This is a genomic window from Ruegeria sediminis (genome assembly GCF_005938215.1).
GTDB lineage: Bacteria > Pseudomonadota > Alphaproteobacteria > Rhodobacterales > Rhodobacteraceae > Ruegeria > Ruegeria sediminis.
In genome coordinates this window covers 45475-66356 of sequence record NZ_VCPD01000006.1, presented here as the reverse complement: position 1 = coordinate 66356, position 20882 = coordinate 45475, and the positions used below count along the sequence as shown (strand labels likewise).

The window sequence follows — 20882 nt, the reverse complement described above, 5'->3', positions numbered from 1 at the left end:
CGACATCAGCGCGGTCATCGCCCTTTCCAGACCGGATCGCGCTTTTCGGCAAAGGCGCGTGCGCCTTCCAGGTTGTCCTCTGAGCCGTACAGCACGTCCACGGTCCGCAATTGCCGCTTGGTGATGCGGTTCATGGTGTCCTGGAAACTGGAATCCTCCGCCTCGCGCACAATCTCCTTGATCGCGGCATAGACCAGCGGCGGACCGCTCGCCAGAAGCCGCGCCAGTTCCCACGCGCGGTCCAGCAACTGGCCCGCCGGCACGATCTCGTTCACCAACCCCCAGCGATGCGCCTCCTCGGCATCAAACCAGCGTCCGGTCAACAGCAGCTCCATGGCGATGTGATAGGGAATGCGCTTGGGCAGCTTGACGCTGGCAGCATCCGCAACGGTGCCGGACCGGATTTCGGGCAGGGCGAAGGTCGCGTGGTCTGCCGCCAGTATCATGTCCGCGCTCAGCGCCAGCTCCAGCCCGCCGCCGCAGGCAATGCCGTTGACCGCGGCGATGACGGGCTTGTTCATGTCCCGCAACTCCTGCAACCCGCCGAAACCGCCGACGCCATAGTCGCCGTCTACTGCGTCACCGTCGGCGGCGGCCTTCAGGTCCCAGCCGGGGCAGAAGAACTTTTCGCCGCCGCCGGTCAGGATCGCAACCCGCAGGTCCGGATCATCGCGGAAATCCCGGAACACCTCGCCCATGATCCGGCTCGTCGCCAGATCGATCGCGTTCGCCTTGGGTCGATCCAGGGTAACCTGCAGGATGGCGCCGTCGCGCTTGGTCTTGACTGGATTCATGAGCTTGCCTTTCGGATGAGGGCGTCCACAGCGACCGCTCCGCCGGCGGTGCAAATGAGTGGGTTTATTTCAACTTCGCTGATGGTCCCGGCATTGGCAATCACATAGGCCTGAACCGCCTCGGCGGCGTCGAGAACCGCTTCGATATCCGCACCGGGCTTGCCGCGATACCCTGACAGCAGAGGCGCACATGCCAGTTTGCCCAAGGCCGCGCGCATCGCGTCGCGGTCCGAGGGAATCAGCAGCGAAACGGTGTCGCGCAGGATCTCGGTCAGGACGCCACCGGCACCGAGCGTCAGCACGAATCCATGCGCCGGATCGCGCGTGACGCCGACCAGCAGTTCCGCAACGCCGCCGGTTGCCATTTCCTCGATCAATACCTCCTCGGTACCCACCTGCCGCGCGGCCTCTCCGATATCCCGCGCGCTTACGTCCAGCAGCACCGCGCCATGTTCGGACTTGTGCGCAAGACCGACACCCTTGACCGCAAAGGGACCGGTCAGGTGGCGGACCGCCGTTTCCGCCTGATTGGCACGAACGGTCACGCTGCGCGGAACCTTCACTCCGAATTCGGCAAGCGCTTCCTTCGCCTCGGCCTCGGTCAGAGTGGTGTCGGCCTCGCCATTTCCCGGCAGCAGAACCGGATCGGCCGGTGCCGGCAAAGGGCGTGCGGCTGCCTCGGCGGCCGCCAGCGCCTCGTGCAGACCGGCGAAGGGGATCACGCCTCCCGCGATCAGCTGCCGGGCGACGACGTCGGGCATCAATTCGGGCAAGGTGGCCACCACGGCAAAGGGTCTTCCGGATTCCTGCGCGCAGTTCAGCGCCGCTTGCGTGGCGCATTCCCAATCGGTGGCATCCGTGTGCGGATAGTCCACAATGGACAGTGTTAGAGCCACATGTGACCCGGTCATGCCTTTCCAGGCGCGTGTCATCGCGGCCGTGTCCCGCCAGATATAGGTGTGATAATCGAGCGGATTGGCCAAGGCCACCATCGGCCCAAGCGCCGCTCTCAGGTCGCCGCGCTGGACTGCGGTCAGCGGCGGGAAGCGCAGATCGCGTCCCATCGCCATGTCCGCCGCCAGGCTCGCTTCGCCGCCGGAGCAACTGATCATGCCAAGGCCATTGCCCTCCAACCGGCCCGCGACGTGCAACAGCTTGAGTGTCTCCAGGAAACTCGGCACATCCCCTAGCCGTGCGATCCCCAAACGGTCCAGAAACGCCTGCGCCCCGGCGTCACCTCCCGCGAGCGAGGCGGTATGCGAGATCGTCGCCGCCTGCGCCTGCTCTGAACGGCCCATCTTGAGCGCCACGATCGGAACATCACGCGCCCGCGCCCGCGCGGCCAGCGCCTCCCATTTGCGGAGGTCGCCGAACCCTTCGATATGCACCCCAACGGCGGTGATCCGGGGATCCTCCAACAATGCCATGGCAATCTCGGCCTGATGCGTCTGGGCCTGGTTTCCGCAGGTCAACATGAACGCCAACGGCAGCGCGCGGCGCTGCATCGTCATGTTGATGGCGATGTTCGAGCTTTGGGTCAGTATGGCCACGCCGCTTTCGACCGGGCGCATGCCGTGCTGGTCCGGCCAGATCGCCACCTGGTCCAGCGCATTGACGAACCCGTAGCAGTTAGGGCCCAGGATCGGCATGTCGCCCGCCGCCGCCACCAGTTGCGCCTGCAGATCCGCCCCGTCGGCATCCTCGGCCCGGGCCTCGGTAAAGCCCGATGCGAAACAGACCGCTCCGCCCGCGCCCGCACGCGACAAGGCGGCAACCGCCTCGACCGTGGCGCGCCGGTTGATGCCGACAAAACCCGCATCGGGCGCGTCGGGAAGGTCTTCGATCGTGGCATAGACCCTTTCGCCGGCGATTTCCTGCGCCCTCGGATGCACCGGCCAGACCGGTCCCGTGAAGCCGAGTTTGCGCACTTGCCGGATCACCTCGGCACACCACGCGCCGCCGCCGATCACCGCCAGCGACCGGAACCCCAGCAGCCGCTTCAAGGCGCCGGACTTGTCTTGCAATGAAACCGCTGCAGCGTCCGGCAGATCCGACGACACGTTCATGCGCCCATTGCCCGCAGCAAGTCGCGGCTGATGATGTGGCGCTGGATCTCGGACGTTCCGTCCCAGATCCGTTCGACCCGGGCATCGCGCCAGAACCGCTCCAGCGGATAGTCGTCCATCAACCCCATGCCGCCATGCACCTGAATCGCCGCATCGGTCACGCGCGCCAACATTTCAGAGGCATAAAGCTTGGCCGATGCGATCTCGCGATTGGCGGGCAGGCCCTTGTCCAGCCGGTCCGCTGCAGCCAATGTCAGCAGGTCGGCGGCGTCGATTTCGGTGATCATGTCGGCGATCTGGAAAGAAACACCTTGGAATTTACCGATCTTCTGGCCGAACTGCTCGCGCGTGGCCGCATAGTCCAGGGCGTAATCGAACGCCCGCCGCGCCCGGCCGACGCACATCGCCGCGACCGTGATCCGCGTTGCATAGAGCCAGGTGTTCATGACCTCGAACCCGCCGTCGACCTGCCCCAGCACCTGCGCATCCGGCAGGCGGCAGTCGTCGAATTCCAGGATCATGTTCTTGTAGCCGCGATGGCTGACGGATTTGTAGCCGTTGCGGATGGTGAAACCCGGCGTGCCCCGATCCACCAGAAACGCGGTGATCCGCTTCTTGGGGCCTTTCGGCGTCTGATCCTCGCCCGTCGCGATGAACACGATGATGAAATCGGCATGTTCGGCGCCCGAGATGAAATGCTTGGTGCCGTTCACCACCCAGTCGCCGCCGTCGCGCACGGCCGAGCATTTCATGCCGCGCACGTCCGACCCCGCGCCGGGTTCGGTCATGGCCAGCGCGTCCATCTTTTCGCCGCGCACGGCGGGCATCAGGTAGCGTTCGACCTGATCACCCGCGCAGGCCATCAGGATGTTCTGCGGCCGTCCGAAAAAGTGGTTCAGCGCCATCGATCCGCGCCCTAGTTCCCGCTCGACCAGGGCGAATTCCAGGTGGTTCAGACCGGCGCAGCCCACGCTTTCCGGAAAGTTGCAGGCGTAGAAGCCAAGCGCGATCGTCTTGCGCTTGATCTCATCGGCAATCTCCTTGGGCACTTCGCCAGTGCGTTCCACCAATTCCTCGTGCGGATAGATCTCTTTCTCCACGAAACTGCGGACGGTCGAGACGATCATTTCCTGTTCTTCGGACAGTCCGTATTGCATTGCTGTTCTCCACATGCCGGCGTTGCGCCTACACTTGCGGGTCTTGCGTACTGGATCATGCAGGGTTAGATATTCTTCGTGCAAGAATGGACGAAATCATACTCTGCAACGCAACATTTCGGCGTACTGCTGTTCGACGGGTTTTCCAACCATTGCCTCGCCAACACGGTCGAGCCGATGCGGGCGGCCAACACCCTGTCAGCCCGCGCGCTTTATCGCTGGCAGTTCCTGTCCCTGACCGCAGGTCCGGTCACGTCATCCTCGGGCCTGCAGGTTTCGCCGCATGACACGCTCAGCAACGCGGCGGGAGACATGCTGGTGGTGATGCCTTCCTACGGCTTTCTCGGTCACAGCGGCTGGCGCACGCAGGCCAGCCTGCGTGCGGCCGCTACCCGGTTTCGCGCCATGGCCGGCATGGATACCGGAAGCTGGCTGCTGGCCGAGGCCGGGCTGCTCGACGGTCATCGCGCCACCATCCATTGGGAGGAACTGACGGCTTTTTCTGAACGTTTCCCCGAGGTCGCCACCTGCCGCGAGCGCTACGTCATCGACGGCAACCGCATCACCTGTTCGGGCGCCATGGCCGCCTTCGACCTTGTGATGCATCTCATCGGACGCGATCAGGGTCAGGCGCTGGCGCTGGAAGTCGCCCAACTGTTCATGACCCGAGACTCGGCCCGGTCGCATATGGGCGGGGCGGGATCGGCCAGCGCCTTCGTCAACCGGGCGCTGGCATTGATGCAGGAGCATCTGGAAACACCGCTGTCGATCCCCGAGATCGCGCGGCGCGTCGGCCGCTCGCAAAAGGTGCTCGAGGCGCGGATGCGCGCCGATCTGGGCGCAAGCCCGACGCAGGTCTACCGCCGTCTGCGGCTGAACCTGGCGCGCAAACTGGTGGCCGAAACCGATCTGCCCATCGGCGAGATCGCCCTGCGCGCCGGCTATGACGATCCAAGCGCCATGACCCGCGCGTTTCGCGCCGAATTCGGCACCTCGCCGCGGTCGGTACGGGCGTCGGCGTCCTGAAGTCCGAAGACCCTCAGCCGAACATGCGCTTCTTGCGGGCGCGGGTCTCGGCGGTCGCCTCGGGCGAGCCGTCGTGGAAGGTGCCGAACCAGCGGTCCCAGGGCATCTCCTGATTGCCGTAGTTGCACTCGTAATAGCGGTGGTGCAGCTGGTGATAGAAGGTGCCCAGCGCCAGCCGCCGCTTGTCCTTGATCAGCAGGTCTTCGTAACCGGTGTGGGTCATCGCCGCGCCCGGCCCCTGGAACACGATGTGGAAATACAGGTGGATCGGATGCGACGGCACGATCCAGTGGATGCAGAGCGTGCTCAGGTAGAGGAAATGCTCGACCGGATGCATCGAGAACCCCGACCACGGCCCAATGTTCACGTTGCGATGATGCAGCGAATGCACCCGTTTGTAGAGAAACGGCTGATGCAGCAACCGGTGCACCCAGTAGAAATGCAAGGCCGACCACATCGGCAGGATGATAAGCCACAGAACGAACCAGACCGGGTGCTCGGCAAAGGTGATGACCGGCGCATAGCCGTTGGCCATCAGCCACATGGTGACAACCTGGAACCCGGTCAGCTGCAGCACACCCGAACCCAGCGACCAGAACATGTTGTCTTTGACCTGGTCGTTGAAATCCCAAAGCTTGTTGTCCTTGCCCTGGTCCCGGTGTTCGAACTTCAGCTTCTTGCCCTGCCGCTTGCGCATGTAGAAATACCAGTGCAGGCCGCCGGCCATGGCAAAGATCATCGCGAAATTCACCACCCATACCTGCAGGATCCAGCCGAAAGCGAAAGTCCGGGCCGTTTCCAGCGACGGGTAGAAGAAAAACCACAGCGCAATGGCGAGGAGCGTCATCATCACCCGCTCGCTCAGCGTCAGCCAGTTGCGGGCCAGCCAACGCGCCAGGAAAGCCGGATCGGGAGGCCAGCGGAAGATGGAGGGGTTATGGAGCGGTAGCTTGGGGTGGTAGTTCCATTCCCGGCTCATCTCCTCCATCCGTTCACCCTGGATCGGTTCGATCGCCTTGTTTAGGGTCGATATGGCATCGGTCATTTTGGCGTCTCCCTGTTTGCCAAAACTCAGATCTCGCGCGACAGCAGCGCGTCTTCGAACGGGTAGCGCGACAGACAAATCGCGCCTGTGTCGGTGATGACGTATTGGTCCTCGAGCTTGACCCCCTCGTGCCCGCCCAGCTTGCCCACATAGCTTTCGACGCAGATCACCATTCCCGGCTCCAACTCGCCGTCGTAATGGAACTGCTCATCCTCGGGGTAGTAGATCACCGGGTATTCGTCGGCCATGCCCAGGCCGTGCATCATGCAGGGATAGGTCTGTTCGTTGTAGCCGTCGGGCTGGCGATAGCGCCGGTCGATCAGCTCGCGGAAGCTGATGCCCGGGCGCAGCAGCGAGGCGTTGTGCATCACCTCGTTGTGGGCATATTGATAGAGCCTGCACTGCTCGTCCGACGGTCGCCCGGGCCCGCAGTGATAGGCGCGCGAAATGTCGGCGCCATAGCTCCAAGGACCGACCAAGCCGCAGTCGAACACCACCAGGTCGCCTGCGCGGATGGTGCGGCTGCTGGCCTCCTGCTGCCACGGGTTGGTCCGCTCGCCCGAGGCCAGCAGGCGATAGTCGATCCATTCGCCGCCGCCCTCGATATTGGCGGCCCACATGTGGCTCCAGAGTTGCTGTTCGGTGATGCCGTTGACCAGGTGATTGCGCATCCGGGTCATGCCGTCCTCGGCCACGGCGATGGTCTGGTTCATGCACAGGATCTCTTCCGGCGACTTGATCTTTCGCGCGTGGGCCAGCGCCTCGCCCGCATCGGCCAATGTCAGACCCTCTTTTTCCAGCGCCTGATGCGGCAGAGGCGCGGTGCGTTCGACCCCGATCCGGGTTTCGCCGCCACAGTGCTCGGCCACCAGGGCCTTCATCTGTTTCGCCCACTTGGCGCACCATTCCTGGTGGCGGTAGCCCGCGAACATGTAGCTGAGCGGCATCAGGTCCGCGCGGATCTCGTCGATGGTCTCAAGCTGCGCCCCGGTCTCGCGCCCCGGCTCGCTGTCGAAATAGATCACCGGGCCTTCGGCGGGCAGAAAAAGATAGCCCGCGTGAATGTGCATCTGGAACAGGGTGCAGTTGCGGACGCCGGTGGCGTAGCGGATGGACAGCGGATCGGTCAGGATCACCGCCGCGAGTCCGTGCGCCTTCATCTGTTCGCGCAGACGGTTCTGGCGATAGCGCCGCATCCGGGGCACGTCGATCATGCCCTCGGTATCCACCAGTTGCGTCGGCGGTGTCATCCAGGCGGCCTGTTCCAGCGTCAGTGGCCGGGGCTTGGCCGCGAATCGCCTGCTGTAGTCGGTGGCGTCGTTCAGGGGAACTCGGGCGTCCATGTGTTCAGGGCCTTTTCACGTTTCCAATGCACTGCCTTCTTCTGCTGCGCACAGGCAGCAGCACGGTTGCGGCTTGCCGAAAGGCCACCGAGCATGTCCGTGTCCATCATCGCGGCTTTCCTACTGGGCGTAGGTCGAGCCTTCGGTATCGAGAATGGCCTTGATCTCGCGCATATGCGCCTCGGCCTGACCGGGATAGTCGTCGAGTTCCTGAGCGGTTTTTTCGGCGATTTCGTCCGACAGCACCCGAAGCTTCTGCCCCGTCTGCAAGGCGCGGATGAAGGTTTCGGCTGCACGCTCGAAATAATAGAGCCTGTTCAGCGCATCCGCCGTATCGCTGCCGATGACCAGAACGCCGTGATTGCCCATGATCATGACTTTCTTCTTCGGGTCCTGCAGCATCGTGGCGCAGCGTTCACCCTCGCTCTCGAAGGCCAGACCTCCGAATTCCTCGTCGATCACGTAGCGGTTGTAGAAGGTGGCTGTATTCTGGTCGATCGGCGGCAGGTTGCTGTCGGCGAGCGAGGCCAGAACGGTGGCAAAGATCGAATGCACATGCATGACGCAACGCGCATGCGGGCATTGCCGGTGGATGGACCCGTGCAGACCCCAGGCAGTCGGGTCCGGCGCGCCGGGCTTGTTCATGGTGTCCGGGTCGTCGGCGTCGAGCAGCAACAGGTCGGAGGCGCGGATGCGCGCAAAGTGCATCTGGTTCGGGTTCATCAGGAACCGGGTGCCATCCTCGTTCACGGCCAAGCTGAAATGGTTGGCCACCCCTTCATGCATGTTCAGACGCTCGGTCCAGCGGAAGGCGGCGGCCATGTCCACGCGTTCCTGCCAGTGATCGATATTCGGCCGCAGATTGGTAACGCTCATCTCGATTCTCCCGGTTGCCACGGCATACGCCTTGGGTTTGGGAAAACCTGCATCCGCTGCCCCTCTTTGACCAACGAAAAAATCACGACTTTCTCATTAGTATCGCTTATGGCAAGGTTATGCGATGAAGACGTCTCTCCCACCGCTCGGCTGGCTCCGCACGTTCGAAGCGGCGGCGCGCCACCTGTCCTTCACGGGCGCGGCGCGCGACCTGAACATGACGCAAAGCGCGGTGAGCCAGCAGATCAAGTCGCTGGAGGGTTATCTGGGCCAGCCCCTGTTCCACCGCCGCCCCAGGGCGCTGGAACTGACCGAGGCCGGGATCACCTATCTGCCGGTGGTCCGCGAAGCGTTCCGGACACTGGTTCGGGGGACGCAGGCCGTGACCGGCGACCGGCAGAACACGGTGCAGGTGCAGTGCAACATCACCTTCGCGGTGAACTGGCTGGCCCCTCGCCTGCCCGCCTTTCGCGCCCTGCACCCGGAAGTGCATCTGAACATCTTCACCGAGTTGTGGGAGCCCCGCGAAATGGCCGAGGGCGCGGCGGTCGAGATCCGCTATTCGCTGCGCCCGGCCGACACGGTGCGCACGGAAATGCTGCGGACCGATCACTACTATCCCGTCTGCGCCCCCGGCTTTCCGGTTACTCTGGAGGATCTGCATCACCAGCCGCTCTACGATTGTTCGAACCTGCTGTCGAATTGGGCGAGTTGGGCCGAGGATCAGGGGTTGCCGTGGCCGGATCCTCCGATCACCTACGCCACCACCTACATGGTCAGCCTGTCGGTCGCGATGGCAGGCGGCGGGCTGTGCCTGGCGCATGATACGATCGCCAAACGGCTGTTGAACGAAGGCCGTCTGATCGCGCCATTCGCCCATCGCGCGCCGATGCCCGAAGCCTATTACCTGCTGCTGTCCCCGCAAGCTGAAGAAACGCCGGGGGCGGTCGCTTTCGCCAACTGGATCCGCGGCGAAATCGCCTTGGAAGTGGATCCGCGGCGATAACTACCGTGTTTCCTTCGGGCGGCTCGGCACCCAGGCATAGCCGTTCTCACACAGGATGTAGGCCTCGCGCAGGCCGTGCGGTTTGTCGGTCGCCGTCTGCAGGACTGTCGCGCCCGCTTCGGCGGCTCGGCTTTCGGCAAGATCGGGATCGGTGTCGAACAACCTGATCTCCACTCCCGCGCCGCGCGGCGGCGTTTCTGGCAAAAGCCCAAGCAGCGGATTCGAGTGATACGTCCCATCCACGTGAAGCTGGAAAACCTGATCGCCATAGGTGACGATCGCGAAATTCGCCGTCACCTGATGGCATTTCATGTCAAAAACAGTCTCTAAAAAGGCGCATTCTGCCTGAACATCCCGCACCAGGAGGTTCAAACCCAACCCCCGGAGCGAGCGGCCAAACCCATCCGCATCTATCGTCTCATAGTCCATGACGGCAGCTTCCGCCCTCGTATCCTGCCGGTCAAGCCATCTTGCGCGACCCCGCGGCGACAAGCGCACGACGGGGCTTGCGCCCGTCGGCGCATTCGGGAAAGTTGAGCCATGGATCATGCTCATTTCCCAAGTTGGCCCGATGTCGCCCCCCGCCTGATCGCCGTTGCCGCCGGACGCGAAGCCGCCGACACGGTCATCCGGGGCGGGGTCTGGATCAATGTCCACAGCCGCGAGGCGCTGCCGGATCACTCCATCGCCATCGCCGAAGGCCGGATCGCCTTTGTCGGGCCGGACGCCTCGCATTGCATCGGGCCGGACACCGAGATCATCGAGGCGGACGGACGCTACATGATCCCCGGCCTCTGCGACGCGCATATGCATATTGAATCCGGCATGTTGACCCCGGCCGAGTTCGCCCGCGCCGTGATCCCGCATGGCACCACATCCATGTTCACCGACCCGCATGAAATCGCCAACGTTCTGGGGCTGGAAGGCGTGCGCATGATGCATGACGAGGCGCTGCTGCAGCCGGTCAACATCTTTACCCAGATGCCATCCTGCGCGCCTTCGGCGCCGGGTTTGGAAACCACCGGCTTCGAGATCACGCCCGAGGACGTGGCCGAGGCTATGACCTGGCCCGGCATCATCGGGCTGGGCGAGATGATGAACTTTCCCGGCGTTTCCAATGCCGACCCCAAGATGCTGGCCGAAATCGCTGCGACCCAGCGGGCCGGCAAGACGGTGGGCGGGCACTACGCGTCACCCGATCTCGGCCCGGCTTTTGCCGCCTATGTGGCCGGCGGACCAGCGGACGACCACGAGGGAACCTGCGAAGCCGATGCAATCGCCCGTGTGCGGCAGGGAATGCGGTCGATGATGCGGCTCGGCTCGGCCTGGTACGATGTCGCCAGCCAGATCACCGCCGTCACCGAAAAGGGGCTGGACCCGCGGAACTTCATCCTGTGCACCGACGATTGCCACTCGGGCACGTTGGTCAACGATGGTCACATGAACCGCGTCGTGCGCCATGCGATCGCCTGCGGCTGCGACCCGCTGATTGCGCTTCAGATGGCAACGATCAACACCGCCACACATTTCGGACTGGAACGCGAGATCGGCTCGATTGCGCCCGGGCGTCGCGCAGACATCATTCTGAGTTCGGATCTGACCGAACTGCCCATCGAACTGGTGATGGCGCGCGGTAGGGTGGTTGCCGAGAACGGCGAGATCAGGGTCGATTGCCCTCATTTCGACTGGCCGGACGCGGCGCGGAACACCGTGCATCTGGGTCATCTTCTGACCGGCAAGGACTTCGAGATCCCCGCCCCGCAAGGCGCCAACCGCGTTCGAGCGAACGTGATCGGCGTCGTCGAGAACCAAGCCCCGACCAAGGCGCTCAAGGCCGAGTTGCCGGTCATCGGCGGTCTGGTCGAAGCCGAGGGCGAAACCTGCCAGATCGCGCTGGTCGAAAGGCACCGGGCGACCGGCGGCGTCACCAATGCCTTCGTTTCGGGTTTCGGCTATCAGGGCAAGATGGCCATGGCCTCGACCGTGGCGCATGACAGCCACCACATGATCGTCGTGGGAACCTGCCGCGAACAGATGGCGCTGGCGGCGAACCGGTTGGCCGAGGTCGGCGGCGGCGTCACCATCTTTCGCGATGACGAGGAACTGGCGCTGGTGGAACTGCCGATCGCCGGCCTGATGTCCGACAGCCCGGCCACGCAGGTCGCGGCCAAGGCGCAGAAGATGGTCGAGGCGATGCAGGCCTGCGGTTGCAGACTGAACAACGCCTACATGCAGCATTCGCTGCTGGCCCTTGTGGTGATACCCGAGCTGCGCATTTCCGACCTCGGGCTGGTGGACGTGCGAACGTTTGAAAAGATCGACCTGTTGGAACCGCTTGCATGAAGACTGTAAGAACACCTGACGCCCCTGCCGACGAGAGTTTCACCGATCCGGTTGCAGCGGTGGCGCGGCTTGAAGAGCTGTATGAACAGGCCACCCGCTTTCTCTGCGACGGTTTCGCCGAAGTGATGAAGAACGGGGCGCCGACCGAACGGTATCGCGCCTTCTATCCGGAAATCCGCATCTCGACCTCAACCTATGCCCATGTCGACAGCCGGTTGAGTTTTGGACACGTTGCCGAACCCGGCAACCACGCCACCACGGTCACACGGCCGGACCTGTTCCGGTCCTACCTGACGCAACAGATCGGCCTGCTGATCCGGAATCACGGGCAGCCGGTCACGATCGGCCCCTCGGAAACGCCGATACCTGTGCATTTCGCCGTTGCCAAGAATCCGGACATGGAAGTCCCACAGCAAGGTGCCGCCGGCTTCACATTGCGGGACGTGTTCGACGTGCCGGACCTGACAACCACCAATGACGACATCGTCAACGGGACACATGTCAGCGAAAACGGGGTCGGGCCGCTGGCGCTGTTCACCGCCCAGCGCATCGACTATTCGCTGGCCCGGCTGGCCCATTACACCGCAACCGATGCCGAACATTTCCAGAACCACGTTCTGTTCACGAACTACCAGTTCTACGTGTCGGAGTTTGAGGCCTTCGCCCGCGCCCAACTGGCCGACCCGTCAAGCGGGTACTACAGTTTCGTGTCGACCGGAAACGTCGAGATATCTGACCCCGAAGCGGAGATCCAGCTGCCGCTGAAACTGCCGCAGATGCCGACCTATCACCTGAAACGCGAGGACGGATCGGGCATCACGCTGGTCAATATCGGCGTCGGACCGTCGAACGCCAAGACGGCAACCGACCATATCGCGGTGCTGCGGCCCCATGCCTGGCTGATGCTCGGCCATTGCGCCGGGTTGCGCAACACGCAGGCGTTGGGGGATTTCGTTCTGGCACATGCCTATCTGCGCGAAGACAAGGTTCTGGACGACGACCTGCCGGTCTGGGTTCCGATCCCGCCCCTGGCCGAGATCCAGGTCGCTTTGGAACAGGCGGTGGCCGAGATCACCGAACTGGAAGGTTACGAGCTCAAGCGCATCATGCGGACCGGCACCGTCGCCTCGGTCGACAACCGGAACTGGGAATTGCGGGACCAGTCCGGGCCCGTGCAGCGGCTCAGCCAGTCCCGCGCCATCGCGCTGGACATGGAAAGCGCCACCATCGCCGCCAACGGCTATCGGTTCCGCGTTCCCTATGGGACATTGCTGTGCGTATCGGACAAGCCGTTGCATGGAGAATTGAAGCTTCCCGGCATGGCTTCGGCGTTCTATACAACCCAGGTCAGCCGCCATCTGGCCATCGGAATCCGGGCGATGGAAGCGCTTCGGGGGATGCCTTTGGAGCGCCTGCACAGCCGGAAATTGCGTTCTTTCGACGAAACGGCCTTCCTCTGAAGCAAAAAAGCAACGAAATCCCCATATTTTTGGGGGTTCGGACGCTACTATTCGTTGTGTTCCGCCACAATATCCCGTTACAGTTACGCGGTGAGGCCCTATGGATCGGGCACTGTAAGGAGACCAAGAAATGGCAAAGCCTATGACCAAGACTCAGCTCGTCGCAGCACTGGCCGAGGAAATGGGAACCGACAAGAAATCCGCAAACCACGCGCTGGAGGCCATCACCGGCCTGATCACGCGCGAAGTTTCGGCCGGCGGCGCAGTGACCCTGCCGGGCGTCGGCAAAATCTACTGCCGTGAGCGCCCCGAGCGCCAGGTGCGCAACCCCGCCACCGGCGAGACCTTCACCAAGGAAGCCGACAAGGTGGTGAAGATGACCATCGCCAAGGCCCTGAAGGACAGCGTGAACGGCTGATCGGATCGCAAACCGATCCGAAGGATCAAGGGTCGCCAATGCGCGGCCCTTTTTCTTTTGGAACACGCCCCGCTGCCGGGACTTGCACGCCAGGGGTTTATCGGGAACAGTCCGGGCAACTTGAAACAGGGGGCATCATGGATCCGCGCGCGATGGCCATGGGGCTGGCTTTTGCCTTCATGTGGTCTTCGGCCTTCACCTCGGCCAGGATCATCGTCGCCGACGCGTCGCCCCTGTTTTCGCTTGCCTTGCGATTCCTGATATCCGGCATTCTGGGCGTGATGATCGCGCGGGCCATGGGGCAAAGCTGGCGCCTGACGCGGTCGCAATGGTACGCCACCATCCTGTTCGGCATCTGCCAGAACGCGCTTTATCTCGGGCTGAACTTCTACGCCATGCAGACAGTCGAAGCATCGCTGGCCGCCGTCATCGCATCGACCATGCCGCTGCTCGTCGCCTTGGCAAGCTGGCTGCTGTTCGGTGAAAAGCTGCGTCCGCTCGGCATCATGGGTCTGTTCGCCGGGTTCGCCGGGGTCGCATTGATCATGAGCGCAAGGATCAACGCCGGGGTCGATCTGTTCGGCGTGGTCCTGTGCGGGATCGGGGCCTTGGCCCTGACCTTCGCCACCCTGGCCGTGCGCGGCGCCACGTCCGGCGGAAACTTCATGATGGTGGTGGGACTTCAGATGCTTGTCGGCTCGGCGGTCCTGTTCGCGGTGGCGCCCCTGTTCGAAACGATCCGCATCAACCCGACGGTGCCGCTTGCGCTGGCTTTCGCCTACACGACCCTTGTTCCCGGCCTCACCGCCACCTTGGTCTGGTTCCTGCTGCTGCACCGCATCGGCGCGACCCGTGCCGCAACCTTTCATTTCCTAAATCCCGTCTTCGGCGTGGCCATCGCTGCCGCATTGCTGAACGAACGACTGGGCGCATTGGACGCGGTCGGCGTCATGATCACGACGCTAGGTATCCTGGCCGTGCAACTATCGCGGCAACCTGTCCCGAAAACCGCCTAGGGCAAGAACGCCTCGATCTGCTCCACAAGCTTGCGGGACTCGGGACGGACGGTCGATCCATAGGTGGCGGCCACCGAACCGTCCGGGGCGATAAGAACCTTGTTGAAGTTCCAACCCGGTTCAAATCCCGTTTCCGCCTTCACTGCCTTGTAGAATGGGTGCGCCCTGGCGCCTCGCACATGCGTTATGTCGGTCATCGGCAAGGTCAGGTCATAGTTCAACTCGCAGAACTCCTTGACCGCTTCGGCGCTGTCCAATTCCTGGTTGAAGTCGTCGGAGGGTACCGCCAGCACCACGAGCCCACGTCCTGAATAGGTATCGAACAGCCTTTGCAGAGCCGCATATTGTCCGGTGAACCCACATTGAGAGGCCGTGTTGACCACAAGAACCGGACGACCGCGCCAGTCTTCGATCGCAAGTGTTCCACCGTCGATCGACGCGAATTCGCCCGCGACGGGCGCGGATTGCGCGCCCCGCCCCACAATCAACAGTACCGCCAGCAAGAGAATCCGAAACATCTTTCACCTCCCTTTACCCGTTTACGATGGCACGACGGAACCGGATCACACAGAGGACTTTTCGTTGACCGAAAAAATTGGCCTTTGCATTCCACCGCCGGCACCCCATTTTCTGCCACAAGAACACAGTGCCCAGGAGAAGCCATGACTCGCTACAAGAAGGCCCCCGAGGTCATCGCAAACCTTTCGCCCGAAGAGTTCCACGTCACGCAGCGCGGCGGAACCGAACGCCCCGGCACCGGCAAACACCTGCACAACAAGGAACCCGGCATCTATGTGGACATCGTGTCGGGCGAGCCCTTGTTCGCATCGTCGCACAAATACGACTCGGGGTGCGGCTGGCCAAGTTTCACCAAACCGATCGAACCGGCGCATGTCGAGGAATTCGAGGATCGCAGCCTGGGCATGATCCGCACCGAAGTCCGCTCGAAACACGGCGACAGCCACCTGGGGCATGTCTTTCCCGATGGCCCGCTGCATCGTGGCGGGCTGCGATATTGCATCAATTCGGCGGCGTTGCGGTTCATCCATCGCGACGACATGGAGGCCGAAGGATACGGAGACTATCTGGATCAAGTGGAGGACGTAGAATGACCGAACAACGCGCCGTTCTGGCCGGAGGCTGTTTCTGGGGCATGCAGGACTTGATCCGCAAGCTGCCCGGCGTCAAGCGCACGCGCGTCGGCTATACCGGCGGCGATGTGCCCAATGCCACCTATCGCAACCACGGAACCCATGCCGAAGGGATCGAGATCTGGTTCGATCCGGCCGGGATCACGTTCAGAGACCTGCTGGAGTTCTTCTTCCAGATCCACGACCCCACGACAGTGAACCGCCAGGGCAACGACATCGGGATGAGCTACCGTTCCGCGATCTACTACGTGGACAAGGAGCAGAAACAGGTGGCGCTGGACACAATCGCAGATGTGAACGCCAGTGGCTTGTGGCCGGGCAAGGTCGTCACCGAGGTCGAACCGGTCGGTGAGTTCTGGGAGGCCGAACCGGAACATCAGGATTACCTGGAACGGATTCCGAACGGCTACACCTGCCATTTCCCGCGCCCTGACTGGGTGCTGCCCAAGCGGTCGGACGCGGCGGAATAGCATCTTCCGACGAAGATTCCCCTCCCCGTTGCACGGAGAGGGGATTTTCAGCCCAACGCCACGCGCGGCCGTCCGCTGGCTTCGACCGTCAGCATCCCTTCGACGAAGACCTCGCGTCCCTCGATCTGTGCGGTGCGAATATCCCGCTCGACCAGGACCCGGATATTCTCGGCACCGGCTTCCTTGACTGCGCCTTCCGCCTCGGCCCGCAGAATTTCCTCGAGCAGCGCCAAGGCTTCGTCCGATTCGCCGAAGTCCTGCGGGCCATCCTCCAGATGCACCCGGTAGCGGCCTTCCGAGGGGCTGGTCACCGTCCCGGCCCGGCGGAAAGTGACGCGGCCCACCACGGCCCCGACGGCGTTTGCGACGCCCGTGTGCTCGGGCAGGATCATGCTGCAATGCAGCCGTTCGCCCACGGCCGGGTAATAGCTGGGCGCAGATGCGCCCAAGCCCACGACATCGACGTTGAGCGAAACATCCATCGCCAGAAGACCGCGGTGCCGTGCCAGCCCGCGCTGGGTCAGCACGTGCCGCGCCAGATCTTCGGGCGCAACGCCGAAATCCTCGGCCTCTTCGGAAAATGCAGTCTCTAACAAAGTCAAAGCGGTTTGTTCGGTCAGCTGATCGATGATCATTCGCGCCAATTCGTCCGGGTCACCGGCGAGCCGGTCGCCGGACCCCACCCGCTTGCGCGCGAACAACTCGAGCGCCTTTCGCGCCGCATCGGCATCCCAACTGTCCAGTTGCCCAAGAACGTGGCTGGCGTCCGAAGGCGTGACCCCGGAAACCTGCACGATGCCGCGATCCACCAACCGGGCCAGCGCCCCATTCTCCATCCGGGTTCGCAAAAGATCGCCCAAGGGAAGGACCTTGTTCCCTAGCCGCTCCAGCAGCACGCTTTCCCGCGGCCCGACGCCCTCGGTGGGTATCCCCGGCACGATGCGGGCGAAACGGGCGTCATGCTCGCCGACAGTGGTGGCGCGCAACTGCTCGTCCAGCGCAGCATGGATCACCGCGCCCGCCTCCGCCGCGATCAGCGATACCGGCAAGACCCGGCGGGGGCCCAGAAACACCCCGCCCTTCAACCCTTCGGCCACGACGTGCACCTGGCTGTCTCCCCCCAGGCCGTGAGTCCGCATGGCCACAGCCTCGACCATGGTTCGGAAACCGCCGACTCGCGCTCCGGCCGGATCGATGGCGGGCTTGCCGTCGCGGATCAGCGCCACATCCGTCGTCGTACCGCCGATGTCCGAAACCAGCGCATTCTCGACCCCGGTCAGCCAGCGCGCGCCCACGATCGAGGCCGCCGGCCCGCTGAGAATTGTCTCGATCGGCCGCTCGCGCGCCTGCTCTGCGCTCATCAAGGCGCCATCGCCGCGAACCACCATCATCGGAGCGGTGATACACAGATCCTTCAACGTATCCTGCGCCCGTCCGATCAGGCGGTCGATCATGCCGATCAAGCGCGCATTCAGCACCGCCGTCACCGCGCGCCTCGGCCCGTTCAGCTTGGCGGACAGGTGATGCGAGCAGGTCACCGGCGCTCCGGTTCTTTCCGCGACGATCCGCGCGGCCTCCAACTCGTGCGCCGGGTTGCGCGTCGCGAATTGCGCGGCCACCGCAAACCCGGAGATGCCGGTGTTGACCTCCAGGAATTCGGCCAAGGCATCCAGATCCAAGGGGGCCACCTCGTTGCCCGCATGGCTATGCCCGCCGGCAATCACCAGCGCAGGGTCGCCCTTGAGCGCATCCTTGAGCCCGTGCTTGTCCAGATCGCTTTCACGGAACCCGATGTAAATCAGCGCGACGCGGCCTCCCTGTCCTTCGACCAGGGCATTGGTGGCAAGCGTCGTGGACAGCGACGCCATCGATATCTCGGCGGGCGAAACGCCGGCCTCGGCCAGAACCGCCGTTATCGCCTTGCCCACGCCGATCGCCAGGTCCGAGCGTGTCGTCAGGGATTTCGCCGACGCCACAACCGCTTTCTCGTCCCGGACCAGAACCGCATCCGTATAGGTCCCGCCCGTATCAACACCCAAAGCCAACGCCATTGGGGTCCTCCTTCTGTTCGCTTGGCACGGGTTTACCGACTTGGCGCGACACGTCCCGCCTGTTTGCGGCACTTACGACAATCGTTTCACCGCCCATTGTGCCGCGTCCGCAACCGCAGGATCCGGGTCGCCGGTCAGCGCCCGCGCCGTAGGCAGAAGGTCAGGCTGGCCCGAGTTCCCGATCGCATAAAGCACGTTGCGCACGAACCGATCCCTTCCGATCCGCTTGATGGGCGACCCCGAGAACTTTGCCCGGAACGCCGCATCGTCAAGCATGGCCAGTTCGGCGAGCTTGGGCGCCCGCAAATCGCCGCGCGCGGCATATCGCATGTCGCTGGCCGCGACGGCGAATTTGTTCCACGGACAGGCCGCAAGGCAATCGTCGCAACCATAGATCCGATTGCCCAGTTTTGCCCGCAACTCTTCGTCCACCGGCCCCTTATGTTCGATCGTGAGGTACGAGATGCAGCGCCGCGCATCGATCCGGTAAGGGGCCGGAAAGGCATCTGTCGGGCAACTGTCCAGACACGCCCGGCAGGACCCGCAGCGATCCGTTTCCGGCGCATCCGCCGGCAGGTCGAGCGTGGTGAAAACAGATCCTAAAAAGGCCCAATTGCCCCAATCCCGGCTCAACAGGTTGGTGTGCTTGCCTTGCCACCCCAAACCTGCCGCCTGACCCAATGCCTTTTCGGGCACCGGCGCAGTGTCTACGAAAACCTTCACCTCGCCGCCAGCCTCGGCGATCAGCCAGCGCGCCAGCCGCTTGAGGCGTTTCTTGACCAGGTCATGATAATCCTTGTTCTGCGCATAGACCGAGATCGCACCGCGATCCGGGTGGTTCAGAACCTCGGTCGGATCATGTTCGGGGGCATAGCTTTCGGCCAGCATGATCACCGATCGCGCCTCGGGCCACAGGGCTGCAGGGTCGCCGCGCCAATGCGTGCGCTCGGCCATCCATCCCATCTGGCCGTGATAGCCGGCCTCGATAAACGCCGCCAGCCGTTCCGGCACCTCGGGTACGTCCCAGGGGCGGCATATCCGGCAGGCGGCGAACCCTTCGGACAGGGCTTGCGCAACCAACCTTTTCTTCAACACGGATTCGTCCATCATCCGACCGATACGATCTCCGGGGCAGTCAGTTCGTGATGCCCGTTGATATCAGAAATCCAGATCGGCGTAATGGAGCGGCGGCCGGAATCCCGGAACCTGATCCGCAAGGATCGAGCGGAAGGCCGGGCGCGACTTGATCTTGGCGTACCAGTCCTTGACCACCTGGCTGCGATTCCAATCCACATCCGAGATATAGTCCAGCGACGACAGATGCGCGGCGGCGGCGAAATCCGCCAGGGTCATCTGATCACCCGCTAGCCAGCGCCTGTGATCCAGCAACCAGGCCATGTAGTCCAGATGGTATTTGATCGCCCGCGCGCCTTCCTTGACGTTCTTGCTGTCGGGATAGCCTTGGCCGGTCACCTTCTTGTTGACCCGTTCATAAAGCAGCTTCGACGTCACTTCGTTGTGGAACTTGTCGTCGAACCAACCGACCAAACGGCGAACTTCAAAGCGGGCCTCGGGTTTGGCGGGCATCAGCGACGGTTCGGGTCGGGTTTCCTCGATGTATTCGCAGATCGCGGCGCTTTCGGACATGACATGCCCGTCCAGGCGCAGGACCGGAACCTTGCCGGCCGGATTGCGCCGCAGGAAATCCGGGTCACGGTCCCAATACCGTTCTTCAACGAGTTCGACTTCGATCTTCTTTTCCGCAAGCGACAGCCGGACCTTGCGGCAAAATGGAGATAAGGGAACGTGAAACAGTCGCGCCATGGAATTCCGGTAGTACTGATGAATGTCCAACAGCAATAGCCTTGCTGGCCTACGGGTTTCAATCCTCGAAACAATCGGCGCGACCATCTGCGCGGATGGTGGCCGCACCGTCACGGATCGCCGCCGCTCGCCTGCGGGTGCCCACGGATGGGTCCGCCACCGATCTCTGGCGTGGCGACGGCAGGATGGCGGCGATCCGGGCCGCCTGTGTTGGCGACAGGTCGCCCGCGCCGACACCGAAATATTTCCGGGCCGCCGCCTCGACGCCAAATACGCCCTCGCCCGTCTCCGCCACGTTCAGATAGACCTCCAGAATGCGGCGCTTGGTCCAGATCAGCTCGACCATCGGCGTGATCGACGTCTCAAGAGCCTTGCGGACCCAGCTGCGGCCCTGCCACAGGAACACGTTCTTGACCACCTGCTGCGAAATGGTCGATGCGCCGCGATTTCCGCCTTCTTCCAGCGCGGCCCGGATCGCGTTCACGTCAAAGCCCCAGTGCAAGCAGAAATTGGCGTCCTCGGCCGCGACCGCGGACCGGGCCATGACCGGGGCGATCTGTTCGATCGGCACCCAATCGCGCTCAACCCGGCCCAACCGCCGCCACTCGGACCAGATCGTATGGGTCACCGGCGGATTGACGACCGAATAGAGCAGGACAAGCGCCACCAGCGCGACGGCGAGAATCACCGCGCCGCGCGCCAATAGCCTTGTGGCCCTGCGCCAGATCGGAGTGGCGTTTTTCGCCCTGCTTCCGGATGATTTTTTGCGGCCTGTTTTTCGCGCTGCTTTCTGTGCCATGTGCCAGCTATACGTGGCCCTGCGGCTCGGGGGAATG

Annotated in this window: 21 protein-coding genes; 8 read left to right on the top strand and 13 right to left on the bottom strand. The window is 63.3% G+C overall.

Translation table 11 applies throughout. The annotated features are described in order from the left end of the window. Positions 1 to 14: 14 nt before the first annotated feature. The 3 genes from FGK63_RS15955 to FGK63_RS15945 are packed head-to-tail and all read right to left on the bottom strand — an operon-like array spanning position 15 to position 4017. Positions 15 to 794, bottom strand: coding sequence for a carnitinyl-CoA dehydratase (locus tag FGK63_RS15955; protein ID WP_138844063.1), 780 nt, complete (start codon positions 792 to 794; stop codon positions 15 to 17). Next, positions 791 to 2860 (bottom strand): acetate--CoA ligase family protein, encoded by a 2070-nt coding sequence (locus FGK63_RS15950; protein WP_138844061.1) that lies wholly within the window; start codon positions 2858 to 2860, stop codon positions 791 to 793. Before FGK63_RS15950 ends, FGK63_RS15955 begins: the two co-directional genes overlap by 4 nt. Next, positions 2857 to 4017, bottom strand: a complete 1161-nt coding sequence (locus tag FGK63_RS15945; RefSeq protein WP_138844059.1) for an acyl-CoA dehydrogenase family protein — start codon at positions 4015 to 4017, stop codon at positions 2857 to 2859. The genes FGK63_RS15950 and FGK63_RS15945 overlap by 4 nt, the downstream gene beginning before the upstream one ends. A 78-nt stretch (positions 4018 to 4095) precedes the next feature. Between FGK63_RS15945 and FGK63_RS15940 the strand changes: the two genes are divergently transcribed. Further along, positions 4096 to 5043 (top strand): GlxA family transcriptional regulator, encoded by a 948-nt coding sequence (locus tag FGK63_RS15940; RefSeq protein ID WP_138844057.1) that lies wholly within the window; start codon positions 4096 to 4098, stop codon positions 5041 to 5043. A 13-nt stretch (positions 5044 to 5056) separates the two neighbouring features. On the opposite strand, the gene FGK63_RS15935 is transcribed toward FGK63_RS15940, so the two are convergent. The 4 genes from FGK63_RS15935 to FGK63_RS15925 are packed head-to-tail and all read right to left on the bottom strand — an operon-like array spanning position 5057 to position 8307. Then, positions 5057 to 6088: a sterol desaturase family protein gene (locus tag FGK63_RS15935; protein ID WP_138844055.1), complete on the bottom strand. Its 1032-nt coding sequence runs from the start codon at positions 6086 to 6088 to the stop codon at positions 5057 to 5059. A gap of 26 nt (positions 6089 to 6114) precedes the next feature. Then, a complete protein-coding gene (locus tag FGK63_RS15930) occupies positions 6115 to 7431 on the bottom strand; it encodes a M24 family metallopeptidase (RefSeq protein ID WP_138844053.1) in 1317 nt (438 codons plus the stop codon). Then, entirely contained in the window at positions 7410 to 7541 is a 132-nt protein-coding gene (locus FGK63_RS21135) for a hypothetical protein (protein ID WP_281282124.1), read from the bottom strand. The genes FGK63_RS15930 and FGK63_RS21135 overlap by 22 nt, the downstream gene beginning before the upstream one ends. Before the next feature lie 10 nt (positions 7542 to 7551). After that, positions 7552 to 8307 (bottom strand): class II aldolase and adducin N-terminal domain-containing protein, encoded by a 756-nt coding sequence (locus tag FGK63_RS15925; RefSeq protein ID WP_138844052.1) that lies wholly within the window; start codon positions 8305 to 8307, stop codon positions 7552 to 7554. Between the two features lie 124 nt (positions 8308 to 8431). Here FGK63_RS15925 and FGK63_RS15920 point away from each other — a divergent pair, with 124 nt between their 5' ends. Beyond that, positions 8432 to 9313: a LysR family transcriptional regulator gene (locus FGK63_RS15920; protein WP_138844050.1), complete on the top strand. Its 882-nt coding sequence runs from the start codon at positions 8432 to 8434 to the stop codon at positions 9311 to 9313. Here FGK63_RS15920 and FGK63_RS15915 read toward each other — a convergent pair whose 3' ends face one another. Next, positions 9314 to 9742, bottom strand: coding sequence for a VOC family protein (locus FGK63_RS15915; RefSeq protein ID WP_138844048.1), 429 nt, complete (start codon positions 9740 to 9742; stop codon positions 9314 to 9316). A gap of 111 nt (positions 9743 to 9853) precedes the next feature. Between FGK63_RS15915 and ade the strand changes: the two genes are divergently transcribed. The 4 genes from ade to FGK63_RS15895 all read left to right on the top strand — a co-directional run bounded on the left by ade (position 9854) and on the right by FGK63_RS15895 (position 14550). Further along, a complete protein-coding gene (ade, locus tag FGK63_RS15910; RefSeq protein WP_138844046.1) occupies positions 9854 to 11656 on the top strand; it encodes an adenine deaminase in 1803 nt (600 codons plus the stop codon). Beyond that, entirely contained in the window at positions 11653 to 13116 is a 1464-nt protein-coding gene (locus FGK63_RS15905; protein WP_138844043.1) for an AMP nucleosidase, read from the top strand. Before ade ends, FGK63_RS15905 begins: the two co-directional genes overlap by 4 nt. 130 nt (positions 13117 to 13246) lie before the next feature. Continuing rightward, entirely contained in the window at positions 13247 to 13534 is a 288-nt protein-coding gene (locus FGK63_RS15900) for an HU family DNA-binding protein (protein ID WP_138844041.1), read from the top strand. Between the two features lie 137 nt (positions 13535 to 13671). After that, on the top strand, positions 13672 to 14550 hold the full coding sequence (locus FGK63_RS15895) for a DMT family transporter (RefSeq protein WP_138844039.1): 879 nt from the start codon (positions 13672 to 13674) through the stop codon (positions 14548 to 14550). Here the strand turns inward: FGK63_RS15895 and FGK63_RS15890 are convergent. Continuing rightward, positions 14547 to 15068, bottom strand: a complete 522-nt coding sequence (locus FGK63_RS15890; protein ID WP_138844037.1) for a glutathione peroxidase — start codon at positions 15066 to 15068, stop codon at positions 14547 to 14549. The two genes, FGK63_RS15895 and FGK63_RS15890, sit on opposite strands and share 4 nt — an antisense overlap. Before the next feature lie 144 nt (positions 15069 to 15212). On the opposite strand from FGK63_RS15890, the gene msrB reads away from it, so the two are divergent. Together msrB and msrA are read left to right on the top strand one after the other, a co-directional pair. Next, entirely contained in the window at positions 15213 to 15662 is a 450-nt protein-coding gene (gene msrB, locus FGK63_RS15885; protein WP_138844035.1) for a peptide-methionine (R)-S-oxide reductase MsrB, read from the top strand. Continuing rightward, positions 15659 to 16171: a peptide-methionine (S)-S-oxide reductase MsrA gene (gene msrA, locus FGK63_RS15880; protein WP_138844033.1), complete on the top strand. Its 513-nt coding sequence runs from the start codon at positions 15659 to 15661 to the stop codon at positions 16169 to 16171. Before msrB ends, msrA begins: the two co-directional genes overlap by 4 nt. 47 nt (positions 16172 to 16218) lie before the next feature. Here msrA and FGK63_RS15875 read toward each other — a convergent pair whose 3' ends face one another. The 4 genes from FGK63_RS15875 to mtgA form a co-directional block, all read right to left on the bottom strand. After that, the gene (locus FGK63_RS15875; protein WP_138844031.1) at positions 16219 to 18222 is read right to left on the bottom strand and encodes a hydantoinase/oxoprolinase family protein; all 2004 of its coding nucleotides are present in this window, start codon (positions 18220 to 18222) and stop codon (positions 16219 to 16221) included. Between the two features lie 72 nt (positions 18223 to 18294). Next, a complete protein-coding gene (gene queG / locus FGK63_RS15870) occupies positions 18295 to 19332 on the bottom strand; it encodes a tRNA epoxyqueuosine(34) reductase QueG (RefSeq protein ID WP_138844029.1) in 1038 nt (345 codons plus the stop codon). A gap of 48 nt (positions 19333 to 19380) precedes the next feature. Beyond that, positions 19381 to 20046: an FtsZ-binding protein FzlA gene (gene fzlA / locus FGK63_RS15865; RefSeq protein WP_138844434.1), complete on the bottom strand. Its 666-nt coding sequence runs from the start codon at positions 20044 to 20046 to the stop codon at positions 19381 to 19383. 58 nt (positions 20047 to 20104) lie between these two features. After that, positions 20105 to 20845 (bottom strand): monofunctional biosynthetic peptidoglycan transglycosylase, encoded by a 741-nt coding sequence (gene mtgA / locus FGK63_RS15860; RefSeq protein ID WP_138844027.1) that lies wholly within the window; start codon positions 20843 to 20845, stop codon positions 20105 to 20107. Positions 20846 to 20882 lie beyond the last annotated feature (37 nt).

Excerpts from the sequence above, each read along its gene's own strand:
- FGK63_RS15955 (WP_138844063.1), bottom strand. The coding sequence starts at position 794 with ATGAATCCAGTCAAGACCAAGCGCGACGGCGCCATCCTGCAGGTTACC.
- FGK63_RS15950 (WP_138844061.1), bottom strand. The coding sequence starts at position 2,860 with ATGAACGTGTCGTCGGATCTGCCGGACGCTGCAGCGGTTTCATTGCAA.
- FGK63_RS15945 (WP_138844059.1), bottom strand. The coding sequence starts at position 4,017 with ATGCAATACGGACTGTCCGAAGAACAGGAAATGATCGTCTCGACCGTC.
- FGK63_RS15935 (WP_138844055.1), bottom strand. The coding sequence starts at position 6,088 with ATGACCGATGCCATATCGACCCTAAACAAGGCGATCGAACCGATCCAG.
- FGK63_RS15930 (WP_138844053.1), bottom strand. The coding sequence starts at position 7,431 with ATGGACGCCCGAGTTCCCCTGAACGACGCCACCGACTACAGCAGGCGA.
- FGK63_RS21135 (WP_281282124.1), bottom strand. The coding sequence starts at position 7,541 with ATGATGGACACGGACATGCTCGGTGGCCTTTCGGCAAGCCGCAACCGT.
- FGK63_RS15925 (WP_138844052.1), bottom strand. The coding sequence starts at position 8,307 with ATGAGCGTTACCAATCTGCGGCCGAATATCGATCACTGGCAGGAACGC.
- FGK63_RS15920 (WP_138844050.1), top strand. The coding sequence starts at position 8,432 with ATGAAGACGTCTCTCCCACCGCTCGGCTGGCTCCGCACGTTCGAAGCG.
- FGK63_RS15915 (WP_138844048.1), bottom strand. The coding sequence starts at position 9,742 with ATGGACTATGAGACGATAGATGCGGATGGGTTTGGCCGCTCGCTCCGG.
- ade (WP_138844046.1), top strand. The coding sequence starts at position 9,854 with ATGGATCATGCTCATTTCCCAAGTTGGCCCGATGTCGCCCCCCGCCTG.
- FGK63_RS15905 (WP_138844043.1), top strand. The coding sequence starts at position 11,653 with ATGAAGACTGTAAGAACACCTGACGCCCCTGCCGACGAGAGTTTCACC.
- FGK63_RS15900 (WP_138844041.1), top strand. The coding sequence starts at position 13,247 with ATGGCAAAGCCTATGACCAAGACTCAGCTCGTCGCAGCACTGGCCGAG.
- FGK63_RS15895 (WP_138844039.1), top strand. The coding sequence starts at position 13,672 with ATGGATCCGCGCGCGATGGCCATGGGGCTGGCTTTTGCCTTCATGTGG.
- FGK63_RS15890 (WP_138844037.1), bottom strand. The coding sequence starts at position 15,068 with ATGTTTCGGATTCTCTTGCTGGCGGTACTGTTGATTGTGGGGCGGGGC.
- msrB (WP_138844035.1), top strand. The coding sequence starts at position 15,213 with ATGACTCGCTACAAGAAGGCCCCCGAGGTCATCGCAAACCTTTCGCCC.
- msrA (WP_138844033.1), top strand. The coding sequence starts at position 15,659 with ATGACCGAACAACGCGCCGTTCTGGCCGGAGGCTGTTTCTGGGGCATG.
- FGK63_RS15875 (WP_138844031.1), bottom strand. The coding sequence starts at position 18,222 with ATGGCGTTGGCTTTGGGTGTTGATACGGGCGGGACCTATACGGATGCG.
- queG (WP_138844029.1), bottom strand. The coding sequence starts at position 19,332 with ATGATGGACGAATCCGTGTTGAAGAAAAGGTTGGTTGCGCAAGCCCTG.
- fzlA (WP_138844434.1), bottom strand. The coding sequence starts at position 20,046 with ATGGCGCGACTGTTTCACGTTCCCTTATCTCCATTTTGCCGCAAGGTC.
- mtgA (WP_138844027.1), bottom strand. The coding sequence starts at position 20,845 with ATGGCACAGAAAGCAGCGCGAAAAACAGGCCGCAAAAAATCATCCGGA.